General features: G+C 36.4%; 21 protein-coding genes. 10 read left to right on the forward strand and 11 right to left on the reverse strand.

Going from position 1 to position 19973, the window contains the following annotated elements; translation table 11 throughout:
- Positions 1-135 precede the first annotated feature (135 nt).
- Entirely contained in the window at positions 136-432 is a 297-nt protein-coding gene (locus tag DAY19_RS08245; protein WP_115361269.1) for a helix-turn-helix transcriptional regulator, read from the forward strand.
- Between the two features lie 10 nt (positions 433-442).
- Here DAY19_RS08245 and DAY19_RS08250 read toward each other — a convergent pair whose 3' ends face one another.
- The 4 genes from DAY19_RS08250 to DAY19_RS08265 form a co-directional block, all read right to left on the reverse strand.
- Positions 443-3499: an efflux RND transporter permease subunit gene (locus tag DAY19_RS08250; protein WP_115361272.1), complete on the reverse strand. Its 3057-nt coding sequence runs from the start codon at positions 3497-3499 to the stop codon at positions 443-445.
- Between the two features lie 12 nt (positions 3500-3511).
- Positions 3512-4741: a TolC family protein gene (locus DAY19_RS08255; RefSeq protein WP_115361273.1), complete on the reverse strand. Its 1230-nt coding sequence runs from the start codon at positions 4739-4741 to the stop codon at positions 3512-3514.
- A 223-nt stretch (positions 4742-4964) separates the two neighbouring features.
- On the reverse strand, positions 4965-5657 hold the full coding sequence (locus DAY19_RS08260) for a gamma-glutamyl-gamma-aminobutyrate hydrolase family protein (RefSeq protein WP_115361275.1): 693 nt from the start codon (positions 5655-5657) through the stop codon (positions 4965-4967).
- Positions 5657-6625 (reverse strand): amidoligase family protein, encoded by a 969-nt coding sequence (locus tag DAY19_RS08265; protein WP_158536845.1) that lies wholly within the window; start codon positions 6623-6625, stop codon positions 5657-5659. The genes DAY19_RS08260 and DAY19_RS08265 overlap by 1 nt, the downstream gene beginning before the upstream one ends.
- Before the next feature lie 199 nt (positions 6626-6824).
- Here DAY19_RS08265 and DAY19_RS08270 point away from each other — a divergent pair, with 199 nt between their 5' ends.
- The 3 genes from DAY19_RS08270 to DAY19_RS08280 are packed head-to-tail and all read left to right on the forward strand — an operon-like array spanning position 6825 to position 7805.
- Positions 6825-7301 carry a ferritin-like domain-containing protein gene (locus DAY19_RS08270; protein ID WP_115362289.1) on the forward strand — a complete coding sequence of 159 codons (477 nt, stop codon included), beginning with the start codon at positions 6825-6827 and terminating at the stop codon, positions 7299-7301.
- A gap of 27 nt (positions 7302-7328) precedes the next feature.
- A complete protein-coding gene (locus DAY19_RS08275; RefSeq protein ID WP_115361279.1) occupies positions 7329-7532 on the forward strand; it encodes a hypothetical protein in 204 nt (67 codons plus the stop codon).
- Positions 7533-7553: 21 nt separating this feature from the next.
- A complete protein-coding gene (locus tag DAY19_RS08280; RefSeq protein ID WP_115361281.1) occupies positions 7554-7805 on the forward strand; it encodes a hypothetical protein in 252 nt (83 codons plus the stop codon).
- 1 nt (position 7806) lies between these two features.
- Here the strand turns inward: DAY19_RS08280 and DAY19_RS08285 are convergent, their stop codons facing one another.
- The gene (locus DAY19_RS08285; protein WP_115361283.1) at positions 7807-10275 is read right to left on the reverse strand and encodes a cation-translocating P-type ATPase; all 2469 of its coding nucleotides are present in this window, start codon (positions 10273-10275) and stop codon (positions 7807-7809) included.
- 206 nt (positions 10276-10481) lie between these two features.
- Between DAY19_RS08285 and DAY19_RS08290 the strand changes: the two genes are divergently transcribed.
- Positions 10482-10958, forward strand: a complete 477-nt coding sequence (locus DAY19_RS08290) for a TraR/DksA family transcriptional regulator (RefSeq protein ID WP_115361285.1) — start codon at positions 10482-10484, stop codon at positions 10956-10958.
- Positions 10959-11017: 59 nt separating this feature from the next.
- On the opposite strand, the gene DAY19_RS08295 is transcribed toward DAY19_RS08290, so the two are convergent.
- The gene (locus DAY19_RS08295) at positions 11018-11479 is read right to left on the reverse strand and encodes a hypothetical protein (protein ID WP_115361287.1); all 462 of its coding nucleotides are present in this window, start codon (positions 11477-11479) and stop codon (positions 11018-11020) included.
- Positions 11480-11586: 107 nt separating this feature from the next.
- On the opposite strand from DAY19_RS08295, the gene DAY19_RS08300 reads away from it, so the two are divergent.
- A complete protein-coding gene (locus tag DAY19_RS08300) occupies positions 11587-12441 on the forward strand; it encodes a LysR family transcriptional regulator (protein WP_115361289.1) in 855 nt (284 codons plus the stop codon).
- 13 nt (positions 12442-12454) lie between these two features.
- Here the strand turns inward: DAY19_RS08300 and DAY19_RS08305 are convergent, their stop codons facing one another.
- The gene (locus tag DAY19_RS08305; protein ID WP_115361291.1) at positions 12455-12880 is read right to left on the reverse strand and encodes a cytochrome b/b6 domain-containing protein; all 426 of its coding nucleotides are present in this window, start codon (positions 12878-12880) and stop codon (positions 12455-12457) included.
- On the reverse strand, positions 12880-13146 hold the full coding sequence (locus tag DAY19_RS08310; RefSeq protein WP_115361293.1) for a PepSY domain-containing protein: 267 nt from the start codon (positions 13144-13146) through the stop codon (positions 12880-12882). The genes DAY19_RS08305 and DAY19_RS08310 overlap by 1 nt, the downstream gene beginning before the upstream one ends.
- A 112-nt stretch (positions 13147-13258) precedes the next feature.
- Here DAY19_RS08310 and DAY19_RS08315 point away from each other — a divergent pair, with 112 nt between their 5' ends.
- The 3 genes from DAY19_RS08315 (at position 13259) to DAY19_RS08325 (ending at position 15489) form a co-directional block, all read left to right on the forward strand.
- Positions 13259-13912: an endonuclease I family protein gene (locus DAY19_RS08315; protein WP_115361294.1), complete on the forward strand. Its 654-nt coding sequence runs from the start codon at positions 13259-13261 to the stop codon at positions 13910-13912.
- Positions 13913-14209: 297 nt separating this feature from the next.
- Positions 14210-14815, forward strand: coding sequence for a DUF2189 domain-containing protein (locus DAY19_RS08320; RefSeq protein WP_115361297.1), 606 nt, complete (start codon positions 14210-14212; stop codon positions 14813-14815).
- A gap of 38 nt (positions 14816-14853) precedes the next feature.
- Positions 14854-15489, forward strand: a complete 636-nt coding sequence (locus tag DAY19_RS08325; protein ID WP_115361299.1) for a transposase — start codon at positions 14854-14856, stop codon at positions 15487-15489.
- Positions 15490-15518: 29 nt separating this feature from the next.
- Here the strand turns inward: DAY19_RS08325 and DAY19_RS08330 are convergent, their stop codons facing one another.
- From DAY19_RS08330 to DAY19_RS08340, 3 genes are all read right to left on the reverse strand, one after another.
- A complete protein-coding gene (locus DAY19_RS08330; protein WP_115361301.1) occupies positions 15519-16187 on the reverse strand; it encodes a hypothetical protein in 669 nt (222 codons plus the stop codon).
- Between the two features lie 61 nt (positions 16188-16248).
- Positions 16249-17565, reverse strand: coding sequence for an APC family permease (locus tag DAY19_RS08335; RefSeq protein ID WP_115361303.1), 1317 nt, complete (start codon positions 17563-17565; stop codon positions 16249-16251).
- A 1-nt stretch (position 17566) separates the two neighbouring features.
- A complete protein-coding gene (locus tag DAY19_RS08340; protein ID WP_115361306.1) occupies positions 17567-18058 on the reverse strand; it encodes a hypothetical protein in 492 nt (163 codons plus the stop codon).
- 76 nt (positions 18059-18134) lie between these two features.
- Between DAY19_RS08340 and DAY19_RS08345 the strand changes: the two genes are divergently transcribed.
- Positions 18135-19967, forward strand: a complete 1833-nt coding sequence (locus DAY19_RS08345) for a hypothetical protein (RefSeq protein ID WP_115361308.1) — start codon at positions 18135-18137, stop codon at positions 19965-19967.
- Positions 19968-19973: the final 6 nt, after the last annotated feature.

Here is a 19973-nt window from a genome sequence, read left to right on the forward strand (position 1 = left end):
AGGCAAGCCTAACAGGAGAACACTATACATGCAATTTTTTTCATGTATTTTTTATCATGCATTGCATATCATGTAATAATTTTCATGTATATCTTTTCATGCAAATACGGTATCTTATAAGCTTGTGGAGGGGCGATGAACCAGAATGAAGCAAAGTGGACATTTTTTAGTAATCACGGGCACGTATACCTGCTGATAGCTGCAAATGAGGACATTATTGTAAGAGAAATCGCTTCTAGAGTTGGCATCACCGAACGCTCTGTTCTAGGAATTATTCAAGACCTTTATGACGCAGGGTATATAATGAAGGAAAAAGTTGGTCGATCAAATCGTTACAAGATTGTTCCCAAGAAAACCTTGAGACACTCACTTGAATCAAATGTTCAACTACAAGATCTCATCGATCTGATTACTAAAACTAAAAATAGCTAATAATTCAGCACTACACCTCTTCTAAAATCTTTCTTCTTGGCCTTGCTATAAGTGAATAGAAACAAGGAACGACAATAAGTGTAAAAATTGTCGATAGGAAAACACCACCAATAATAACAAGGGCCATTGGCCTTCTCGTTTCAGAGCCTGCTCCCACAATAATAGCGGCAGGTAAAGCCGATGCAAGAGTTGTGAAGGTTGTCATAATAATTGGTCTAAATCGAGTTTCACAAGCAACAAGAATTGCATCAGTTAATTCTTTACCTTCATCTCTAAGCTGATTTGAGAATTCTACGATTAGAATTGATGTCTTTTTAACAATCCCCATCGTTAAGAGAATACCAATCATTGAATAAATATTCAGCGTACTTCCAGATAACCATAGTGCAATAAAAGATCCCGCCAAGCCAAATGGGATGGCCAAGAAAACAGTAATTGGATCTGAAAATGAATTAAATTGACTGGCAAGAACCATATAAGCAATTACTAGACCTAGGACCATGATCATAAGAACACTGAAGAGAGATTCATTTAGGTCCTTAGAAAACTTAATATAGTATCCCTTTGGTAACACATTCTTACTAACTTCTTTTATAAAAGCGATTGCCTTACTTTGAGCAACATCAGTATTTAAGTTTGCATCAACTCGTATACCTCTTGCTCTATTTTCTCGGTAAATTGATTGTGGACCGAATGCATCCTCAATCTTTACAACATCATTTAGAGTTACAAATTCTCCGCGATTATTTTGCAAAAGAAGTGAAGAGATATTTTCACGTGTGCGATCTTCTTCTTTTAATTGAACAAAGACATCATAGCGTCGTCCGCGTTCTGTATACTTTGTTGCACTAACACCACCTACACCAACGTTTAAGGCCTCAGCAATTGTTCTAACTTCAACTCCCCTTTGCTGTGCTTTAATTCGATCTGGAATTATATGAACTTCAGGAAGCTCACCAATATCATCAGAACGAACACCAACCATAAGTTTTGATTCGCGCATCTCTTTTTCTAACTGCTTATAAAGTTGAGCTTGAATCTCAGCATCTGGGCCAGTAATGGTAAATTCAATTGGACTACCTCTTCGGCCACCAATTGCAGATCCCATGCGGTCTCGAATAATAATCTTGATCCCTTCTATCCCAGCTAATTCTTTTCTAAGATCTGAGGCAATTTCAAATTGGGTCTTGGTTCTCTCGTTTCGATCCTTTAAGATCAGTACACCGAAGCCACGATTTCCAGTCGTGGCCCCACGTCCACCACCAACGGCAACAATCATTCTTCGAACATTTTCATTCTTTTCAACGATGGCCTCATATTCCTTCACCTTTGCATTTGTATAATCTAGACTCTTTCCATCTGGAGCAATAAAGATCACAAACATAAAGCCTCGATCAGACTCTGGTGCAAATTCCTTATCGATAAAGTTTAAAGACGTAAATGAAACAAAGATAACGACTAAAGAAGTTAAGAGAATTTTTATTCGATGACCTAGAGCAAAGTTTAGACATTTTACATAAGTTCTTTTTCCAAAATCAACAGCACTATCAACCCAGTGATGAATAAAGATCCCTTCAGAAGCAACATTTAAAAATTGAGAACATCTCATTGGAGCTAAAGTTAAGGCCTCAAGAGAAGATAAACTTACGGCAATACAAATTGTTAAAGCAAATTCTCTAAAAAAGCGTCCTTCTATCCCAGGCATCATTGTAATTGGTGCAAAGATAGCAACAAGGACAGCTGTCGTTGCAAGAACGGCAAAGGCGATCTCGCTACTCCCCTTAAAAGAAGCTTGGACTTTATCGTGGCCTTTCTTAGCGTAGCGAACAATATTTTCAAGCATTACAATGGCATCATCAACGACGATTCCAATTGCTAAAGTCAGTCCTAAAAGAGAGAACGTATTTAAAGAGAATCCCATTAAATACATGAATGCGAATGTTCCTATAATTGCCGTTGGAATTGCTAGGAGTATATTAATTGTTGCTGACATTGAGTTTAAAAAGAGCCAACAAACAAGAGATGTTAATAAAACTGATAATAATAGGTTTTGTAATAATTCATTAATAGATAAACGAATAAAAGATGTACGATCAAAGTTAACAGAGAGATTTGTTCCCTCTGGAAGATTATTTGATATCTCCTTTACACGCTCTTTTACTCTATCTGCAACTTCTACGGCATTTACACCTCTTTGCTTATAAATAGGCATAGAAAGAGAAGGTGTTCGATTAACACGAGAGATACGAGTTCGATTCTCAACCCCAGCATATATATGGGCAACGTCTGAGAGTCTTATTGGTACGTAATTCGCCCTTCCTCCCCTACGATTAATGATCATATTATTAAAGTCTTCAACTGTTCGACCTTCACCTAGAACACGAAGACTCGTTTCGGTCTCAGGTGTTTCAAATTTTCCGGCCGGTAACTCAACACTTTCTCGCTTGAGAGTTTCTACGATATCTGAAAGAGTTAATTGATATTGTTCAAGTTTTTCAGCTTTAACATCAACTCTCATCATTGGGTCACGGGCACCAAATGCTCTTACCTCAGAGACACCCTCAATTGTTGTTAATTGATCAATAATTCCATCTTTGAATAAAATATTTAGCTCTCGCTCATTTAATGTTGTTGAAACTAACGCTAAATACATAACAGGATCATCTGCTGCATTTGATTTTGTCACGGTTGGTGTTTCAACAGTATCAGGAAGAAGTCTCTGGGCCCTTCCTAGGAGTGTTTGCACTTCTTGTAATGCAAAGTCGATATTCTTATCAAGAGAGAATTCTAATTCAATACGTCCTTGACCACGGCCAGCTGTCGAGGTCATATCTTTAATCCCTTGCATAGAAACAAGTATAGATTCAGCAGGCTCTAATACATCTTTTTCAACTACTTCAGGTGTTGCACCTTCATATTCATAAGAGATAGAAATCGATGGATAATCAACATCAGGGTTTTCATTTATCCCTAGTTTCGTAAAACCGAGTGCCCCAAATAAGATTAGTGAGAACATTAGCATCCATGCGAAAACAGGATTCTTAATCGATATTGATGATAGTTTCATATTGAACCTTTTTTAACCCTTAGGAATATTTCCAAGATAAGCATTGGCCTGATAGAAGATTGACTTAACTTCAAGTGATGATCTAATCGCTAATTTTTCAAGATCAATAACATCATCAAGAGATCTGATGACTTCAATTTGAGTGACTAGACCTTTATCTAAATCTTTGAGTTGTTCTTGATAGGCTGCTCGACTTCGATCCAGCGCTCTTCGAAGAGTAATTAATTCATTCTTCTTGGCTTCAAAATTTCGAACGAAAGTATTCCATCGATTAATAGAATTACGTCTGGTGAAATCAACCTGTGCACTATTAATACGTTCTACTATTTTCTTGCTAGTAACTTTTGAAGATCTCTCTCCAAAGTCTAATAGATTAAGGGTAACATTTAGGCTTACACCCCAGTCACGATTTCCCCCCTCATTCTTATCGAGGTTGTAATTAGCACTTAAATCAATTTGTGGATATAAGTTAGCCTTTTCAATCTTACTTTCAAGGACTGAGCTTTCATAATCGAACTTAAGACTTTTAAGTTCTGGAATATTCTCAAGATCAACATTCTTTGAAAGCTTAAGTCCTAGCGGATCAATACGATTTTTTAAGCCTTCAATCTTATCAAGCCCAGAAAAATTTCTAAAGTCTGTTATCGAACTTCTAACTAATGCTTTAGTTGCAACGAGGTTAGCTTCAAGTCGATGAAGCTGGGATTCGAGGGCAAAAAGATCGGCCTTTCTATCACGGCCAATTTTCGTCCTTTTTTTAACAATACTAACTCTTTTTCTTAAATTGCTAAGTAGTCCATCGATTCTTTCATATTCTTCAATTGCAGAAGAGACTTGAAAATATAAAGTAGCAAATTGACTATAGTAAGCTGCCAGGTTCTTCTCTTTTAGAGCACGGGCCTGTTTAGGAACAACTTTCTTATAATCATAAAGTGCAAATTCTGCTCCACCTTGAAAGAGCTTTTGTTTCATCGAAAGATAAACCTCAGAATCCAATTCCTTATTCGTTGAGGAAAAATTTGGATACCTGTTTTCATAAGTATTCTCATTAACAATATCAAGACTTGGATATAGTGATGACTCTATTGTATTGAGATCTGAAATTGACTTATCTTCTGTTAATTCGAAGACCTCAACTTGCTTTGATTTTTTAAGAGACTTAATATAGAGATCCTCAACTGAGGCAATTATTGTAAAATGTGACAGTAGGCATAGTGAAGTGAATAAATAAATTCGACTCAAAGTTTTATCTCCTGAACTTTTACGACAAGCCTAAATTACTCAAATCGTAACCTTTTTAATAATAAGTTAAAGAATTTTATTAAGCTTTACTTACAAGTTCAATTAAGTTGACATAAAACTGACATATGAATGGATATTATGAAAAGAATAACGGCCAACAGCACGCAAAACAGTTAAGTTCACAAACTAGTTCACCCTTAACGGCCAATATATTGTGTACAAATCACTGACGAGAATAATCTTTAGAGGCCCTTACAAATTCTCGAAACAAATTCCTTATATCTTTTCGATAAAAGAGAAACTCGGGATGAAATTGTAATCCCATGATAAATCGAGGGCCTTCATTTTCCACAGCTTGAATAACACCATTATCCTCAACTGCACTCACATCAAGGCCTGTGCCGAGTTTATCAATAGATTGACTATGTAAGCTATTAACTTCAGTTTCATCCTTTTTAAAAATTTCATTTAAACGAGTATTAGGTTTAATCTTTATCTTTTTTCGATAAAAGACTTTACCCCACAAGCTACTTGGATAGTGTGCCCCTTCAAATACTTTTGAGACATCTGTATGAAGAGTTCCCCCCTTAAACACATTTAGAAGTTGAGCTCCACGACAAATACAAAAAATGGGAAGCCTCCTCTTTTTTGCAACTCTAAGCCAATTAAGTTCGAGCTCATCACGTTTATGATCATATTTATAATTCTCTTTAATGTCCTTGTTATTATAAATTCCCGGATATAAGTCAGTTCCTCCTGAAATGATTAGGCCATCAATATCAAGATCTAATTGAGGATGTTTTGTTGAGAGATTTACTGATCTTGCATTAGAAAAATATAAACAAACCCTAATTGCCAAGTTTTGAATTATGCCAGTTAATCCATATGATTTCGTAACACCAATAAGTGGCTTCATTAACGGAAGTCCTCAACATAGTGGTTACAAAGCCTTAACCACTTCTTTTCAAACGAGAGATTGCTATCGTGATAAAGGTCGATAAATGACTTAGACATCTTACTAATAATCTCTTTATCATTGGCAATTCTTTCTAATAAACACCAACGCTTCCATTCAACAAAAATATTCCAGGACTCTAACCCCAATTGACAACTAGGAAGGCGATAATGAAACGTAGGTCTTGCCTTAACTCGCTCATCAGTAACAACATTACGGACTCGCTCTTCATCGAGATAGAGAAAGAGTGGCAAGAAGTCCAGTCCCCTATTTCGAGTAGGATTGTATTCGAGATAATCATCAATAAGCTTTGAAAGATCTGGATGATAGTCTTGATCAAGAACAATCTCTGCATAGTCATTTGGGAAATCATCAACGTAGCCAGTTAACTCCCTAGTAAGCCCAATATCAATTTGTGATTGCAGCCAAGAACTAAGTAAAATATAAGAGCGAAGTACGCTTAATATATAAGAACTTTCCTTAGATGTTATCTCTGGATTGAATTGCATAGCAAAAGCAAAATATGCAGACTCATTAGTCCCTCTGGCACCAGCATCATGAAGGCTTTCTTCAATTTTCTTAATAATATTAAAATTTTCTTCTTCTAAAGGAGGAGAAACGATCTCAGTTGGAACGAGTTCTTGTGTGATAGGTTCTAAGATATCTTTTATCACACCTTCAAAGTCAAACTTCTTCACTTTGATATTTTTTTCTGAAGACTGTGCTAATTCTTTTAGAAGTTTTGCATCTGTTTCGACTTTAAACTCACCGTATTGTGAATCAACTTTAAAACATGCATCACTAATTTTCTCGACGTCACCATCGAGGCAATCAACGATTAAGTTTGCCGTTTTTTCAGGTGTTAGGCCTTGAAATTCGATTTCAAAGCCTACTGTACGGTTTTGATCTTTGAAATTCTTTGTCTTCATTCGAAAGATCATAACATATCTATTTTCAAGAATCGAATGGAGCAGTAAAAAACTCAACTTAAGAATAATTCTGGGAACTTAGCAAATTGGATTTATTTCAAAAGATATCCTATGATGAAAATCAAACGTTAAGAAGGAGTTACAATTGAATAAATTTAAAATTGACCTTGAAAAGATTAAAAGCCGTGCTCGTGAAAAGATGATGGACGGAGCAATGACTGAGTCTTACAAAGCTAATGCTCAAGAAGTAATTGAAGTTTTAAACGAGGCCTTAGCAACTGAAATCGTTTGTATTCTCCGTTATAAGAATAATCACTTCATGGCAGAAGGAATGAATGCCGATCCAATCGCTGCAGAGTTTCTCGTTCATGCAAATGAAGAACAACAACACGCAGACTGGCTTTGCGAAAGAATATGTCAGCTAGGGGGAATTCCTAACATGAACCCTGAAGGACTACTTACACGCTCACACGCTGACTATTATCAAGGAGCTGATCTTAGAAAAATGATTGAAGAAAACCTTGTGGCAGAAAGAGTCGCAGTTGAAACGTACTCTGAAATCATTAGATGGATTGGAGACTCAGATCCAACCACACGTCGTATGTTAGAGGATATTTTAAAAGAAGAAGAACATCATGCTGATGATCTTGTTGGATATTTAGAAAAAGGGCTTTAAAAAATTAATAATAGATGGAGGTAATTTATGAGTGATAAACCAGAAGTTCCACCAAATAAACCAAAGCATCCGACGCCTTCGCCTAAGCCGCAAACGCCGAAGATACCAAGAGAAGTTCCAGAGCCGCCAAATGCACCTGATAGGACGCCAATAGAAGTTCCGCCAGATGTGCCAAAAGAGCCGCCAATAAAGGAGCCTGAAAAGCCGAACGAAAATCCACCGAAAGCATAAACAACGAAAGGAGGTTTATCGATGAAAACAGTTAAAGATTTTTTAAATGAATTAGAAACAACTAGAGATGAATTAAAAGTTCAATCACATTTATTAAAATCCGAAGTGAAGGAAAAATGGGATGGACTTGAGAGTAAATGGGAGAAGATCAACAATGAAGTTGCTCCTACTAAAGAGGCCACTAAAGAAGCAATCGACAATATCTCAGAGGCCAACAAACTCCTTCTAACAGAGCTTAAAGAAGGCTACAAGAAAATCAAAGATACTTTATAAATTACCTCACCATGCTCCTTTTGTTCAAAAAAAGAAATAAAAGGAGCATGGCACTTAAACTACCTATTACTCCTCCCCAATCAGATAAGTGTAATGGAGACAGATGCAATATCTCTGCAAACCAAGTATTTTGAATTAAGACAATAGAGAAGGCCATTGTCATAAATACCATTATTCTTGCTGCTACCGTTCTTCCCTTAGTTAAAAATAAGACTACTCCAGCACTCCAAAAAGAAAGTAGGGCCATTGCTTTTGATCTTGCGTGTTGAATATTTTGGTTCTCAAGAAAACCATTTCTGTATGAATATATCAAAACTAATGTGAATATGATTCCAATAATCAGAATAGTTGCAGACTCCTTTTTACTAAAAAATGAGTTCCTCGCTCCTTTTATCTTCATAGATTTTCCATTTGATTTAAGTTGAAATGCAAAAAGTGCACTTGGATGAATAATTAGTTCTAACCAAACGACATGAATAGGCAAAAAAAGAAGAGGATAGCCGATTAGAGGAATAATTGCAGCAGATAGAATAAATGGAATATGGATAAGCAATAGGTATTTAAAACTCATTCTTAGATTTTCAAATAACTGTCTTCCTTCACGGATAGCATTCACTATTGTACTAAAGTTATCATCACTTAATATAATTGAGGCAACTTCTTTTGCACTTCGACTACCACGAAGTCCCATTGCAATGCCAATATCTGCAGCCTTTAAAGCTGGAACATCATTAACACCATCCCCGGTAACAACAACCAACTCTCCAGATTTCTTTAATGATTTAACTATCTTGAGTTTTTCAAGAGGACTGCATCTTGCAACAACATCAATGTTTTTTAATGATCTTATTTCTTCCTGGGACCAATCCAGATTATGTGCGGTGATAACAAGAGGAGATTCTTTTTTGAGACCAATATCTTTAGCGATAGCGGATGCTGTATCAGGATGATCTCCAGTAATCATTAAAACCTTTATTCCATTCTCCTGACAATAAATAATTGAATCTTTAACTTCAGGTCGCGCAGGATCCTCAAAAGCAAGAAGTCCAATGAATCGAAAATCACTATCTGGTTCTATAAATGAAGTTGTTTCAATTATTTCCTTAACAGCAACCGCTAAAACCTTGTGACCTCCTTTAGCGAGTGTGCTTACCTCCTTTGTCCATAAATCCAAATCAACAGAAGAGAGATTTGATTTTGACAAGATAACTTCAGGTGCTCCCTTAATCACACAAAGCTGGGACTTATCATTTCCTTCTAAAAATGCCACCTCCCGCTTTCTATCTTCAGTAAACGGAATAGACTTTAGCTTCAAAGGCATTTTCACACTACGTTTTTTTGACATATCAAATATGGCAATATCAACAGGATCATTTCCATCTGCATTTGATGCGGCCATTGAAAATCGCAATAGATCTTGCTCAGAGGTCTCTTCAGTAGTTTCAAGATGAGTCAGTGTCAATTTCCCAATCGTAATTGTTCCAGTTTTATCGGTGCAAATTTGGGTCACTCGACCAATATTTTCTACAGAAACGGCACGACGTACAAGTACATGATGTTTTGCTAAACGATAGACTCCAACCCCAAGAAAGAATGTAAAAACAATTGGGAATTCTTCAGGGATGGCCGCGACGGCCAAAACGCCAGCGCTTAACAACGCATCTAACCATCCATGTCCTTGATAAAGTCTAACCCCAGCAAGAACGAAACAAAATAATAGAGCGAGATATACTAAATTACGAGTAAGTTCTAAGATAGCTTGTTGTAGTGGAGTTCTTTCATGAGTAATATCTGTTACAGAATGTATAATCTCACCATAAGAAGTCTTCTTCCCTATTGCTAAGACTCTTAAATGACCATTTCCAGTAAGAACTCTCGTTCCGGCAAACCCTAAAAACGTTGAATCAACTAGACACTCTTTTTGTTTTAAAAGAGTATCTTTTCCTATTGAAGATTTATTCACAGGAAATGCTTCGCCAGTCAGTACTGATTCATCAACTTGTAAAGAATCACATTCTTCCCAGATACCATCAGCAGGTAAGAAGTGGTTTTTAGTAGAAAGTATGACAAGGTCACCTGGAACGATATCATTAGAATCAATCGAAACCTTTCTATTATCTCTTATAACAATCACGGATGAACTAAGTTGACTTCTTAAACTAGAAGTTGATGCCTGAGTACGCCAATGTAAAAAAGCATCCATAAAAACAAGAGGAATAGTTGCTGTATATAAGATTATTGATTCATAGATATCACCAACAAAATAGAAGACACTTGCAATGGTAATAAGAAACCAAACCATTGGATCTTTCAAAGTATCAAAAACCAACTCTAGCCAAGGGTTTCCAACACGTTCAACAATTATGTTTTCACCAAAGATTAATCGTTGCTTTGAAATTTCACTATCACTTAGGCCGCAAGATGTGATCTGAATGTCTCTTAGGTTTTGGAGTTGTGCTTTCTTTTCCATAATCACAGCAGAGGTTTTTAATGTTCTTATATACCTCCATCATTTATAGCTTAATTTTCAAATTAAAACGTTATTATATTTACTTAATTTAGATGGCCTAGAATAGTTGAAAATAAGATTATCTTAAGTACTAAGTTACGACTTTCCATATTAATCTTAAGAGAGCATCAAACACTATTTGATACTAGTTCTCAAAGGAGATTCAAATGGGAAGACAATCTTTAAGTGACCAAAGTAAGTATAAACATAGAGCTCATACTAAGCACTATGTCGATGATACATTCGAAAAAGGTACTGATACTCGAAATTGGAAAAAGAATATAAAAAGAGATGAAGATATTCAAGATTCAGATAGAACGGATCTGCATGCAATCGAAAACAAGCTCATCATAATGCGACAAGAAATTACAGATAGAATCAATACGTTAACACGAGATAAAACACACCAAGATAACCCATTGACGAAAGATCACGACGACCAGTCTATTGCAGTAGAAAACGATGAAGTGATTGAAGACTTAGATGAGTTAGCAAGAATAGAGCTTAAGAGTATCGATCACGCTCTAGAAAGAATAAAAAATGGAAACTTTGGAGTCTGTGAGAAATGTGGTTCAGAAATTGAAGACAAAAGATTAAAAGCACTTCCTTATGCAACTAGCTGTATTGAATGCGCCCAAAATTAGCTAGGCCATACTCCCTTCTTAGAATCCTAACAAAGAAGCATGGCATATAAGTTTTAATATTAGAGATTGAAATCGTAAACAACTTCTTGTCTAGTTACATCACTTAGTTCTTTTGGATAATTGATCATGCATGAATAATTATTAATTCTTGTAGGTGGACTCCCTGCACCAGGGTAGCCACCAGTTGTTACATCGTCTTGTAACTCTGAAAAGTCTAAAGACAGATAAGTTCTTGAGCGAACCTGATAGCCCTTATCTGCATTTGCAACTAGCTCAACAACAGAACCTCTTCCACCACTTGTTGACCTATAGCCTTTGTCAAAAAAGTGCCCTCTATAGCTTTTGAGACGAAAAACATTTTCACCTACGATTGTTAATTGGAAAACCTGCTGAGCTCTCCCCTTACTCATATTCCCACCGACTCTTTTTGTTTCTAAAGCACAAGTTATATTATCGATATCATTTGAAGCAAACGTAAGACTTGATGTTATAAAGAAAGCTGTTAGTAAAAGTATTTTCATATTCATCTCCTTTTTTGTGATTTTGTAGGTTCATTTATGACATTATTCTCATTGTAAGAATAATTCTTTATTGATATGGTGGTATAACTTTTAGATATAGGTGAATTATGCTTAAAGATCACTTAGGTAAACTTGAATATTTTTGTAATATTGTTGAAACAGGTTCTTTGCAAAAGGCAAGTCAAAAGGCATATGTAAGCCAGCCACAACTGTCCAAGGTTCTACGACAATTAGAAGAAGAGCTTGATACACAGCTATTGATAAGACGCTCAGATGGCGTTATTCCAACTCCAGCTGGCGACAAACTCTATTCCTATGCAAGAGAGACGATTGATCAAGCAAATCAAATGCAACTCTTAATAAGAGATAATGTGCAAGCGAGCGGTAATGTCTATATTGGAACATACGACAGTATTTCGAGATATTTCTTTCCTGACTTTATCAAGTACTTAAGAAAGCTTGCCCCCTCTCTTAATATTATACTTTCAACTGGGCGAAGTTCACAGAAGTTGAAAGAATTAAAGAAAGGTGAACTCGATATCGCCATCATTGTATCAAGTGGTGTCAAAAGTCGCTCTCTTAGTGAAAAGATCATATACTCAGACTCCTTTGGACTTTATCATTCTCAGCAAATTGAAAGCTCTTTTCTAGATCATATAATAAAGTTTCCAGAATCAATCCACTTTGATGCAACTAAACTAGGCTTTAAACATATTTTATCTTGCGATAATTTAGAAACAGTGAAATCTCTTACAGAGCAAGGACTAGGAGTCGGACTACTTCCTCATCGAGTTGCACGAGAAGGGGTCCTTCAAGGAAAGCTTATTCCTCACAAGAAAGTCTTAAGTCAAGAAAGCGAGCACAATATTTCATTATTTTATAGTAAGAAAAATATTAGCGCTCATGCACAAGTCGTTATAAATGAGGTCGAAAGGTTTTTAACAACGTGGGCAAAGAGCTAAAACCACTTGAAGTCTACTTAAACTTCTCACCAGTAAACATTAGAAGCCATGTCTTTCTCTTATTCTTATAAGCATCAAAGAATACGCCACCAAGATGTGCAACAATCAATGCAATTAAAGAGTTTGAAATGATCTCGTGAATATCTTCTAATAATTGATTACCAAAGAAGCGATCAAGTCCCATGAGAAAACCAGTAATCCCAAGTCCACCAATTGCAGTCCACATTAACCAATAGACATACTTTGCTTTCTCATTATAGTGAGACACTTTGCGGCCTTTACTAATTAATAAGCGAATGAAAACAAAGGCAACACAGGCATAGCCAAGGTAGCGATGAATTTGCTTGCCTTCTTCAAGAATAAAAAGATTTAAAATGATAATAAAGGCCACTCCCCAATGGAGTAGCCTAAATTTTAAAGGTAATTTCAAATCATTCACTAGTGATTCTCTTTCTTTACGATAGAACCATCAACTGGATTGAAATAGATTTCGACTTTATTCTTATCTTTGTCCCATCCATAGATTTCGTAGCAATTGCCTTCAGTTACTTTAAATTCATTAATCTTATATCCTTGTGATACGAGATTTGATTTAAAAGTCTCTTGATCTTGCCACTTGCTTTTGTCTTCAGTAGTACATTGTGTTTTCTTAGAACAAGAAACAAAAGTCATACCTAATAATACCATTACAAATATTTTCTTCATATATGCTCCTTATGGTTCAACGCCATTACTTTTTTATATTATCTAATTGAATTCCCATGAGGTCAAAGTTTTAGCTCTTGTAATAATATCTTAACTATCATATGACACACATATGAAAATCTTAATTCTACTACTTTGCTTTAGTACTTCGGCCCAAATCATCAATCGCCAATCAATTGCCAAAATGGCAAAGAGAAATCATTTGGCCCTAGAATATAGTGAAGTTAAGAAACTAATGTTTTCAACAGTAGATAATATAAATGGTGTTGTCTGTAGTGCCTATACACCTAGTCAGTGTCAAGAAAGATACCAGCGTCGCTATAAACGAAACTTCAAACTTAATATTGAACACACTTGGCCTCAATCAAAAGGTGCTGATGAGCTGCCAGCAAATAGTGATATGCATCACCTATTTGTGACGAGTAAAGAGTCCAATAGCAAAAGAGCAAATCTTCCTTTTTGTGATGCTGTTTATGACTACTGGCAAATGGATGGAAGTATTCAAGGCTTTGATGAATACTCTCAAGACTGTTTTGAACCTCAAGATCATCACAAAGGAAATGTCGCTAGAGCGATGTTCTACTTTGCTATTCGCTATGATTTTTCCATTGATAAAGATCAAGAAGAAACTCTTAGAAAATGGAATAAAATTGATCCAGTTGATAATCGCGAGTTAGAAAGAAATGAGATTATTCAAACTCTACAGGGTAATATTAATCCATTTATCTTAAATCCTGAATTTGTTGATGCAATAAAAGATTTTTAGAACCATCAGGGGCGCGGGTACCAATGGAACTTTCAATAACTTAGAATTCATTTTGCGCGTAAAATAGTTATGAAAGTGCCTAAATGAGCAGAGACTCAGTTAATCAGCTCTAATTTTAAGATAAATCACTAAATTACGCGCCGCTCATCCTAAATTTTGACGATTTTTTTACGCTAAGTAGCTAAAATTTCCATTGGTACCCGCGCTCCTAATTGAAAAAAATTAATATCAAATTGAAAAAGTTATGCATTAATGCAGCAAGAGCATTATTACTTCGCTAACAAATGTGAGGTAAAAATGAAAACTTTAGTACTAAACTTAAACAACTCAAAAACAATTCAAGAAGTCTCTTTCTTATTCAAACAAGGCTGGGAAACTTATCGTAGAAACGCACTTCCCTACAGTCTCTACACTCTCCTGTCTTCAGGCTTAATGTGGGCACTATCTTCAATCCCATTCGCTTCAAGCCTAGTCTTCCCTCTTTACATGGCCGGTCTCTACACAGCGATTAAGTCTTCAGAAGAAAAAGAGATACTGACTCTTGCAGACTTTTTAAATATTGAAAAAGCAAACTTTGGAGCAATTTTTAAAGTAGGAGCACTAACTTCACTATTAACAATGATTGGATTTATTGCATTTATTATTCCCGGTGCATATGCATTTTGCTCATATGCATTCACAACACCTCTAGTTCTTGATGCGAATAATAAAAATCTAACAGCATGGGAAATTTTAGAGAAAAGTCGTGGAGTTTTTCATAGCAATTGGAATTTGATTCTCGTCATGATGTCTTCATACTTTCTTATTTCAATTCTAGCACTACTTCCTCTAGGTCTTGGACTTTTCATCAGTACACCATTTTTAGCATGTGTTAACTACAGTCTATACAAGAAACTTAAATAACCCAAAGCGCTTCGGCGCTATTTCTTTGCGAGATAACTATGCCCAAGAAAAAGTTAATCAGACAAAACGTGTACCCATATCACGTCATTACAAGAAACAACAACCGCGACTGGTTTAACATTCCAATATATGAAGTGTGGGATATTTGCAAAGAATCTCTTATTTATGCATTAGAGCGTGAAAAAGTAGAGATCAATTGCTTTGTTCTGATGTCAAACCACTATCATCTTCTCCTAACGACACCACATGAGAATATTGATCGATTCATGATGCATTTTAATTGGCGTATTAGTTTTATGATTTCCAATAGAATAAATGTAATTAATCATAAGTTTAGTAATCGTTATAAGTGGTCAATTGTATCAAAGCAAAGTTATCTTTTTAATGTCTATCGTTATATTTATCAAAATCCAATTCGTGCAGGAATTTGTGATGAGTGCAAGGACTACCCATATAGTTCATTACACTTTTCTAACTTTGAAGCAGAGTTATTCAACTATAGGCCACATCTTAACTACTCCGATTCAAAGCATCTAATAGAAAAAAGATTCGGCTCTGAGTTTGATAACTGTATTCGTAATAGTCTAAAACGAAGCTACTTTAAGCCAAAGCAAAAGATATCTGTACTTTACAAGAAAAGACTTAATGACTTTAAATACGGCGTAAGTCATTGAAACTTCCATTCGTACCCGCGCCCCTAAATTTAGTAATCAACTATTCCATCGGGAACAACGACATAGCGAATTCGACTTCTATGCTCTTTAGAAATATTATTATTGATCCACTCTTTTAAGTTCACGGCATTTTGTGGGCGGATATATGAAAGATCAATTAGGATATGAATCCCATCCACTGCTTCAAGTTTATGCTTAATACTATTTCCAGACTGCTCGATATTAAAACGCCAATTTTGATCAAATAAAGGAGCAATAGGAGTTTTCACATCCCAGAAAACGCCCTGTCCATCAACAAATTCTGTCCCTTCTGGGCCACGAGCAATTCCTGCAGCAAGAATTCCACTCTCCTGAGCATAAAGGCCACTTACGGCCTCAAGAAGACTTGTTTTTGTTTGCTTAAAGTTGTGATCTGGATCTGCAGATAGTGAATCAAAGTCTTCATGGTCTAAATATCTCGCATTGACTTGTGCCATATCATCTTTAAAGAGATGCCAAAGCATAATATTCTCTTCATTAACTGAAGCAGAGAGATACTCAGACATTGCCTGTCGACAGCTAATATCGGCAACAGATCTTGAGGAATTAAAAGAGCTTGTGGATCTATTAATCCCACTTTCATCAATCGAAGAATAAAGACTTACAAATGAAAGTATTGTAATAAATACTATTGATGAAAGGAGAAACTTAAGTCGCATAATAGATTATCGACAATTTTACTCAATAGTTTAGTAGATTACGCTCAAAGTATTGAAATGATTAGTTTTCGTTATTTTTGGTTTTAGATAGAAACCAGTATTCACCTATAAAGATTAAAGCTAGTCCAATAAGAGATGCCCAAATAATAAAAACATCCTGCCTAAGTTTGACCCAAAATAAAGCAAATAGAATTATTATATCAACAATAATTGCGGTTATAAGAATAAAGGCATTTGCTTTTATTTTGTTTCTAAGTTTTGTTAGTACTCCCCAATGTACTGCAATATCCATGATAATATAAAAGATGGCTCCCAATGAAGCGATACGACTTAAGTCAAAGAAGATCGTCAGTATAATAGCTATCACGATAGTATAAACAAGAGTATGTTTTTGAATACTCCCTGGCATACCAAAGTGGCTATGAGGAACGATTTTCATATCTGTTAGCATTGCAAGCATTCGTGAAACGGCAAATGCGCTAGCAATAACTCCTGAAACAGTTGCAACGATAGCAAAAATAACAGTAAGCCAAAGACCAGTTTGTCCAAAAGCAGGTCTCGCTGCTTGTGCAAGAGAGTAATTCTTGGCCTCTATAATTTCAGGTACTGTTAAGTTTGAAGAGACAGCAAAAGAAGTAAGAAGATAGATAACCAAACAAATAAGAATAGAAATCAAAATTGCACGGCCCACATTCTTGTGTGGATCTTTAATCTCTCCTCCACTATTTGTAATCGTCGTAAATCCCTTATAGCCCAATACACCTAAGGCCACGGCTCCGAGAAACCCAAATGGGTCACTATGACTAGTGGTTTTGATCGCTTCATCAAAGTTAATACCAGTTGCCCAAAGCCCACCAATAGCCAATGCCAACAAACCGGCAATTTTAATAAATGACATAAAAAATGAAAAAGTTTGAATAAACTTATTACTTAATATGTTTATGAAAAATGCAAATATTAAAAGTCCGACACCTAAAACAGGAACCAAGTAATCCAACTCTTTTCCACCAAATAATTGCAGGGTATAAGTCGCAAATGTTCTTGCAACTAAACTTTCATTTATCACCATAGAAAAATACATAAGAAGAGCACAGGAAGCTGTCATGGTCCCTTTTCCATATGCTTTTTCTAAGAACATTGCTATCCCACCAGCTGAAGGATAGTAATTAGATAACTTAACATATGAATATGCACTAAAGCCTGCGACGATGGCAGCGACAAGAAAAGCAATTGGAAACCATTTCCCACTTAGCTCGGCCATCTGCCCTGTAAGAGCAAAAATACCTGCGCCAATCATAACTCCAGTTCCCATTGAAGTTGCACCCCAAAGGCTTAGGCTATTTTTCTTGTAATCTGTCGTGTGATTATCGTGATCCATATTAAAAAATTGTACAAACGTCTTCTAATAAAGCTGCGTGTTTATTGCGAAGCTCAATTGGATCCTCAAAAGTCATGGATGCTGTCTTTTCAGAAAGTGTTGAGCTTTCACCGCTTGGAAGCAAGCACTTAATAGAAGCTGAGCATTCATTCTTATGCTCACCTATCATTTTAGTTTCAATATTTAGCTTAACTCTAAGTTCTTGAGAGGCTTTTCCAGGAAACTTCTTGCATAGATCAATGAGAGACTTCTTAAGCTGGGGATTCTCCCACTTGAGGGCCTCAATGATTGATGGCTCAGTAGAGCTAACACGATAAAGGTCGCCGTCAATGAAACACTTAATCCCCTTATCTGCGGATGTTTCAAGATAACGATATGCAAAGTTTTCTAAATTATGAATAAAGAGTGATGAAATCCCACCTGATTCGATTAACCAATCACGATTCTTAGCATTCATCTCTTCAGTAAGCTTTTCTTTATCAATTTTCGTCATATATACATAATACTTGCTAAATCAATCTAGTAAAGTAATTCTATAATTATAACTTTTTTATAACTAGAGGAAGAGTATGAGTAATGTATTAGAACCATCTTTAAAATCAAAGAAGGCCGGAATCGCCTTCGGATTCGTCATTTCCTTTGTTCTCGGTGCAGCATTTGTCTTCTCTGCACTAAAAGCAGGAATTACCCCAGGAATTAGCCCCCTTGTTGTTTTATTTGGTTGGGTTGCCATGGGTGCCTTCTTTAAGAAGGACATGAAGGGCTTTCTAGCGATGGCCCAAGTAACTGGATCTGCCGGAGTTGCAGTAACAGCTGGTGTCGCTTTTGTCGCACCAATTATCCAAATTTTAGCAGCTGAACTTGGTGAACCTGTTCCGCCAGTTGATATTCTATCTCTTATTCTATCTTCTGCGGCCGGTTGTTTTCTCGGTTGGGGTTTTGTAGGACTTGCAACAGAGAGATTCTTAACTGATCCAAAGCTTCCGGCTCCCGAAGCTGTTGCTTGTGATCGCTTAATTCAAACAGCAGCTGATAATCCTCAGGCACGTCCACCACTAATGCTTTCACTTGTACCTGGTTTATTATTTGGTTTTGTGATGGCGTTTTTAAGTCAAATCAAAGTATTAAAAGCAAGTATCTATGACCTTAAGTTCACTCTTAGTGGCGTTGAAACAAAACTTCCACTGCCAATTAACCCACTCTATTTTGGAATTGGTGCACTTCTTACGGTTCCAACAGCAGTCTTAATTTTCTTTGGAGGACTTCTAAACGCAGTTGTTAAAGGAATGTCTGCGGCCCAAGGAATGCCAGGAACAACTTTTCGTTGGGTTGGTGGTGCAGCTATGGTTGTGGCCGTTGTTTATTCACTAATCGCTTATATTATTGAAGGTCGTAAAACTCGTAATGCCCTTGCTGATAAAGAAGCAGATTATAATGCTGAACAATTAGAAATCCCAGACGATAGAAGAAAGCAGCTTCTAGGATCAATCGTTTTTGGTGCCATCCTACTTCTTGCCATGATGATCTATTCAGGTGCAACAATTGTAGGGCTTGTGGCCCTTGGTATAGTTGCCCTACTACTAATCTTTTTTCTAAGTGGTCTAGGTGCTCTTTTATCCCTTCAAGTTGGTTCATCCGCTTCACCTGTTTCAGGAACAGTATTTATGGGAATGCTTGTTCTAAGTCTTGTGGGGCTTGCCATTGGACTAGAAGGAATTCAAGGTGTTTACTTCTTAGTTCCAATTATTGTTGCAGCTTGTGTTGCTATTTGTGCATCTAACGATTCATCACAAGATTATAAGACAATGCAATTTAATGGACTAAAGGTTTCAAGCTCATTTGTTGGGCAAATCGTAGGTCTTCTTGGTGGAGCTATCTCAGTTCCTCTTGCAGTTTACGTTGCACATGAGACAGGAACTCTTGGAAGTGAGGCCCTACCTGCACCACAGGCGGCCTTCTTTGCAACAGTCTTAAAGTCACTATTTATTCAAAGTGATATTCCTCTTATGCCAGTTTTAGCTGGGACTGGACTTGGTCTTGTTGCAGTAACTGTTGAAATAATTGGAAAGCGTAAAGGAATCATTCTAAGCTCACTTGCCTTTGCCGTTGGGATCTATCTTCCTTCATATATTGGAACGGGAATTCTACTTGGTTCTCTTGCAAGACTATCAGGAACAAAGTCAGTGACTAAAATCACTCACAGAGGAATCCTAACAGCAGCAGGACTTATTACAGGAGATGCTCTCTTTGCACTTCTTTTTGGAATTCTTGCCATTGCAGGAATGGAAATTGCTGGAGTAGAAGGGTTTAACTATCAAACAAGCTTAAGCGTACTTTTCTTTGTTGGTCTACTACTTACAACAGCAATCAACTACGCGAAAACTTCTGCAATCGAGAAATAACTCTCA

The organism is Halobacteriovorax vibrionivorans (assembly GCF_003346865.1).
Classification (GTDB): Bacteria; Bdellovibrionota; Bacteriovoracia; order Bacteriovoracales; family Bacteriovoracaceae; genus Halobacteriovorax_A; species Halobacteriovorax_A vibrionivorans.

Bases quoted from the DNA above. Each gene is read 5' to 3' on its own strand.
- DAY19_RS08275 (WP_115361279.1), top strand. From the start codon at position 7,329: ATGAGTGATAAACCAGAAGTTCCACCAAATAAACCAAAGCATCCGACG.
- DAY19_RS08280 (WP_115361281.1), top strand. From the start codon at position 7,554: ATGAAAACAGTTAAAGATTTTTTAAATGAATTAGAAACAACTAGAGAT.
- DAY19_RS08320 (WP_115361297.1), top strand. From the start codon at position 14,210: ATGAAAACTTTAGTACTAAACTTAAACAACTCAAAAACAATTCAAGAA.
- DAY19_RS08295 (WP_115361287.1), bottom strand. From the start codon at position 11,479: ATGAAAATACTTTTACTAACAGCTTTCTTTATAACATCAAGTCTTACG.
- DAY19_RS08250 (WP_115361272.1), bottom strand. From the start codon at position 3,499: ATGAAACTATCATCAATATCGATTAAGAATCCTGTTTTCGCATGGATG.
- DAY19_RS08290 (WP_115361285.1), top strand. From the start codon at position 10,482: ATGGGAAGACAATCTTTAAGTGACCAAAGTAAGTATAAACATAGAGCT.
- DAY19_RS08260 (WP_115361275.1), bottom strand. From the start codon at position 5,657: ATGAAGCCACTTATTGGTGTTACGAAATCATATGGATTAACTGGCATA.
- DAY19_RS08330 (WP_115361301.1), bottom strand. From the start codon at position 16,187: ATGCGACTTAAGTTTCTCCTTTCATCAATAGTATTTATTACAATACTT.
- DAY19_RS08345 (WP_115361308.1), top strand. From the start codon at position 18,135: ATGAGTAATGTATTAGAACCATCTTTAAAATCAAAGAAGGCCGGAATC.
- DAY19_RS08270 (WP_115362289.1), top strand. From the start codon at position 6,825: ATGATGGACGGAGCAATGACTGAGTCTTACAAAGCTAATGCTCAAGAA.
- DAY19_RS08300 (WP_115361289.1), top strand. From the start codon at position 11,587: ATGCTTAAAGATCACTTAGGTAAACTTGAATATTTTTGTAATATTGTT.
- DAY19_RS08265 (WP_158536845.1), bottom strand. From the start codon at position 6,625: ATGAAGACAAAGAATTTCAAAGATCAAAACCGTACAGTAGGCTTTGAA.
- DAY19_RS08315 (WP_115361294.1), top strand. From the start codon at position 13,259: ATGAAAATCTTAATTCTACTACTTTGCTTTAGTACTTCGGCCCAAATC.
- DAY19_RS08325 (WP_115361299.1), top strand. From the start codon at position 14,854: ATGCCCAAGAAAAAGTTAATCAGACAAAACGTGTACCCATATCACGTC.
- DAY19_RS08340 (WP_115361306.1), bottom strand. From the start codon at position 18,058: ATGACGAAAATTGATAAAGAAAAGCTTACTGAAGAGATGAATGCTAAG.
- DAY19_RS08310 (WP_115361293.1), bottom strand. From the start codon at position 13,146: ATGAAGAAAATATTTGTAATGGTATTATTAGGTATGACTTTTGTTTCT.
- DAY19_RS08285 (WP_115361283.1), bottom strand. From the start codon at position 10,275: ATGGAAAAGAAAGCACAACTCCAAAACCTAAGAGACATTCAGATCACA.
- DAY19_RS08245 (WP_115361269.1), top strand. From the start codon at position 136: ATGAACCAGAATGAAGCAAAGTGGACATTTTTTAGTAATCACGGGCAC.
- DAY19_RS08335 (WP_115361303.1), bottom strand. From the start codon at position 17,565: ATGGATCACGATAATCACACGACAGATTACAAGAAAAATAGCCTAAGC.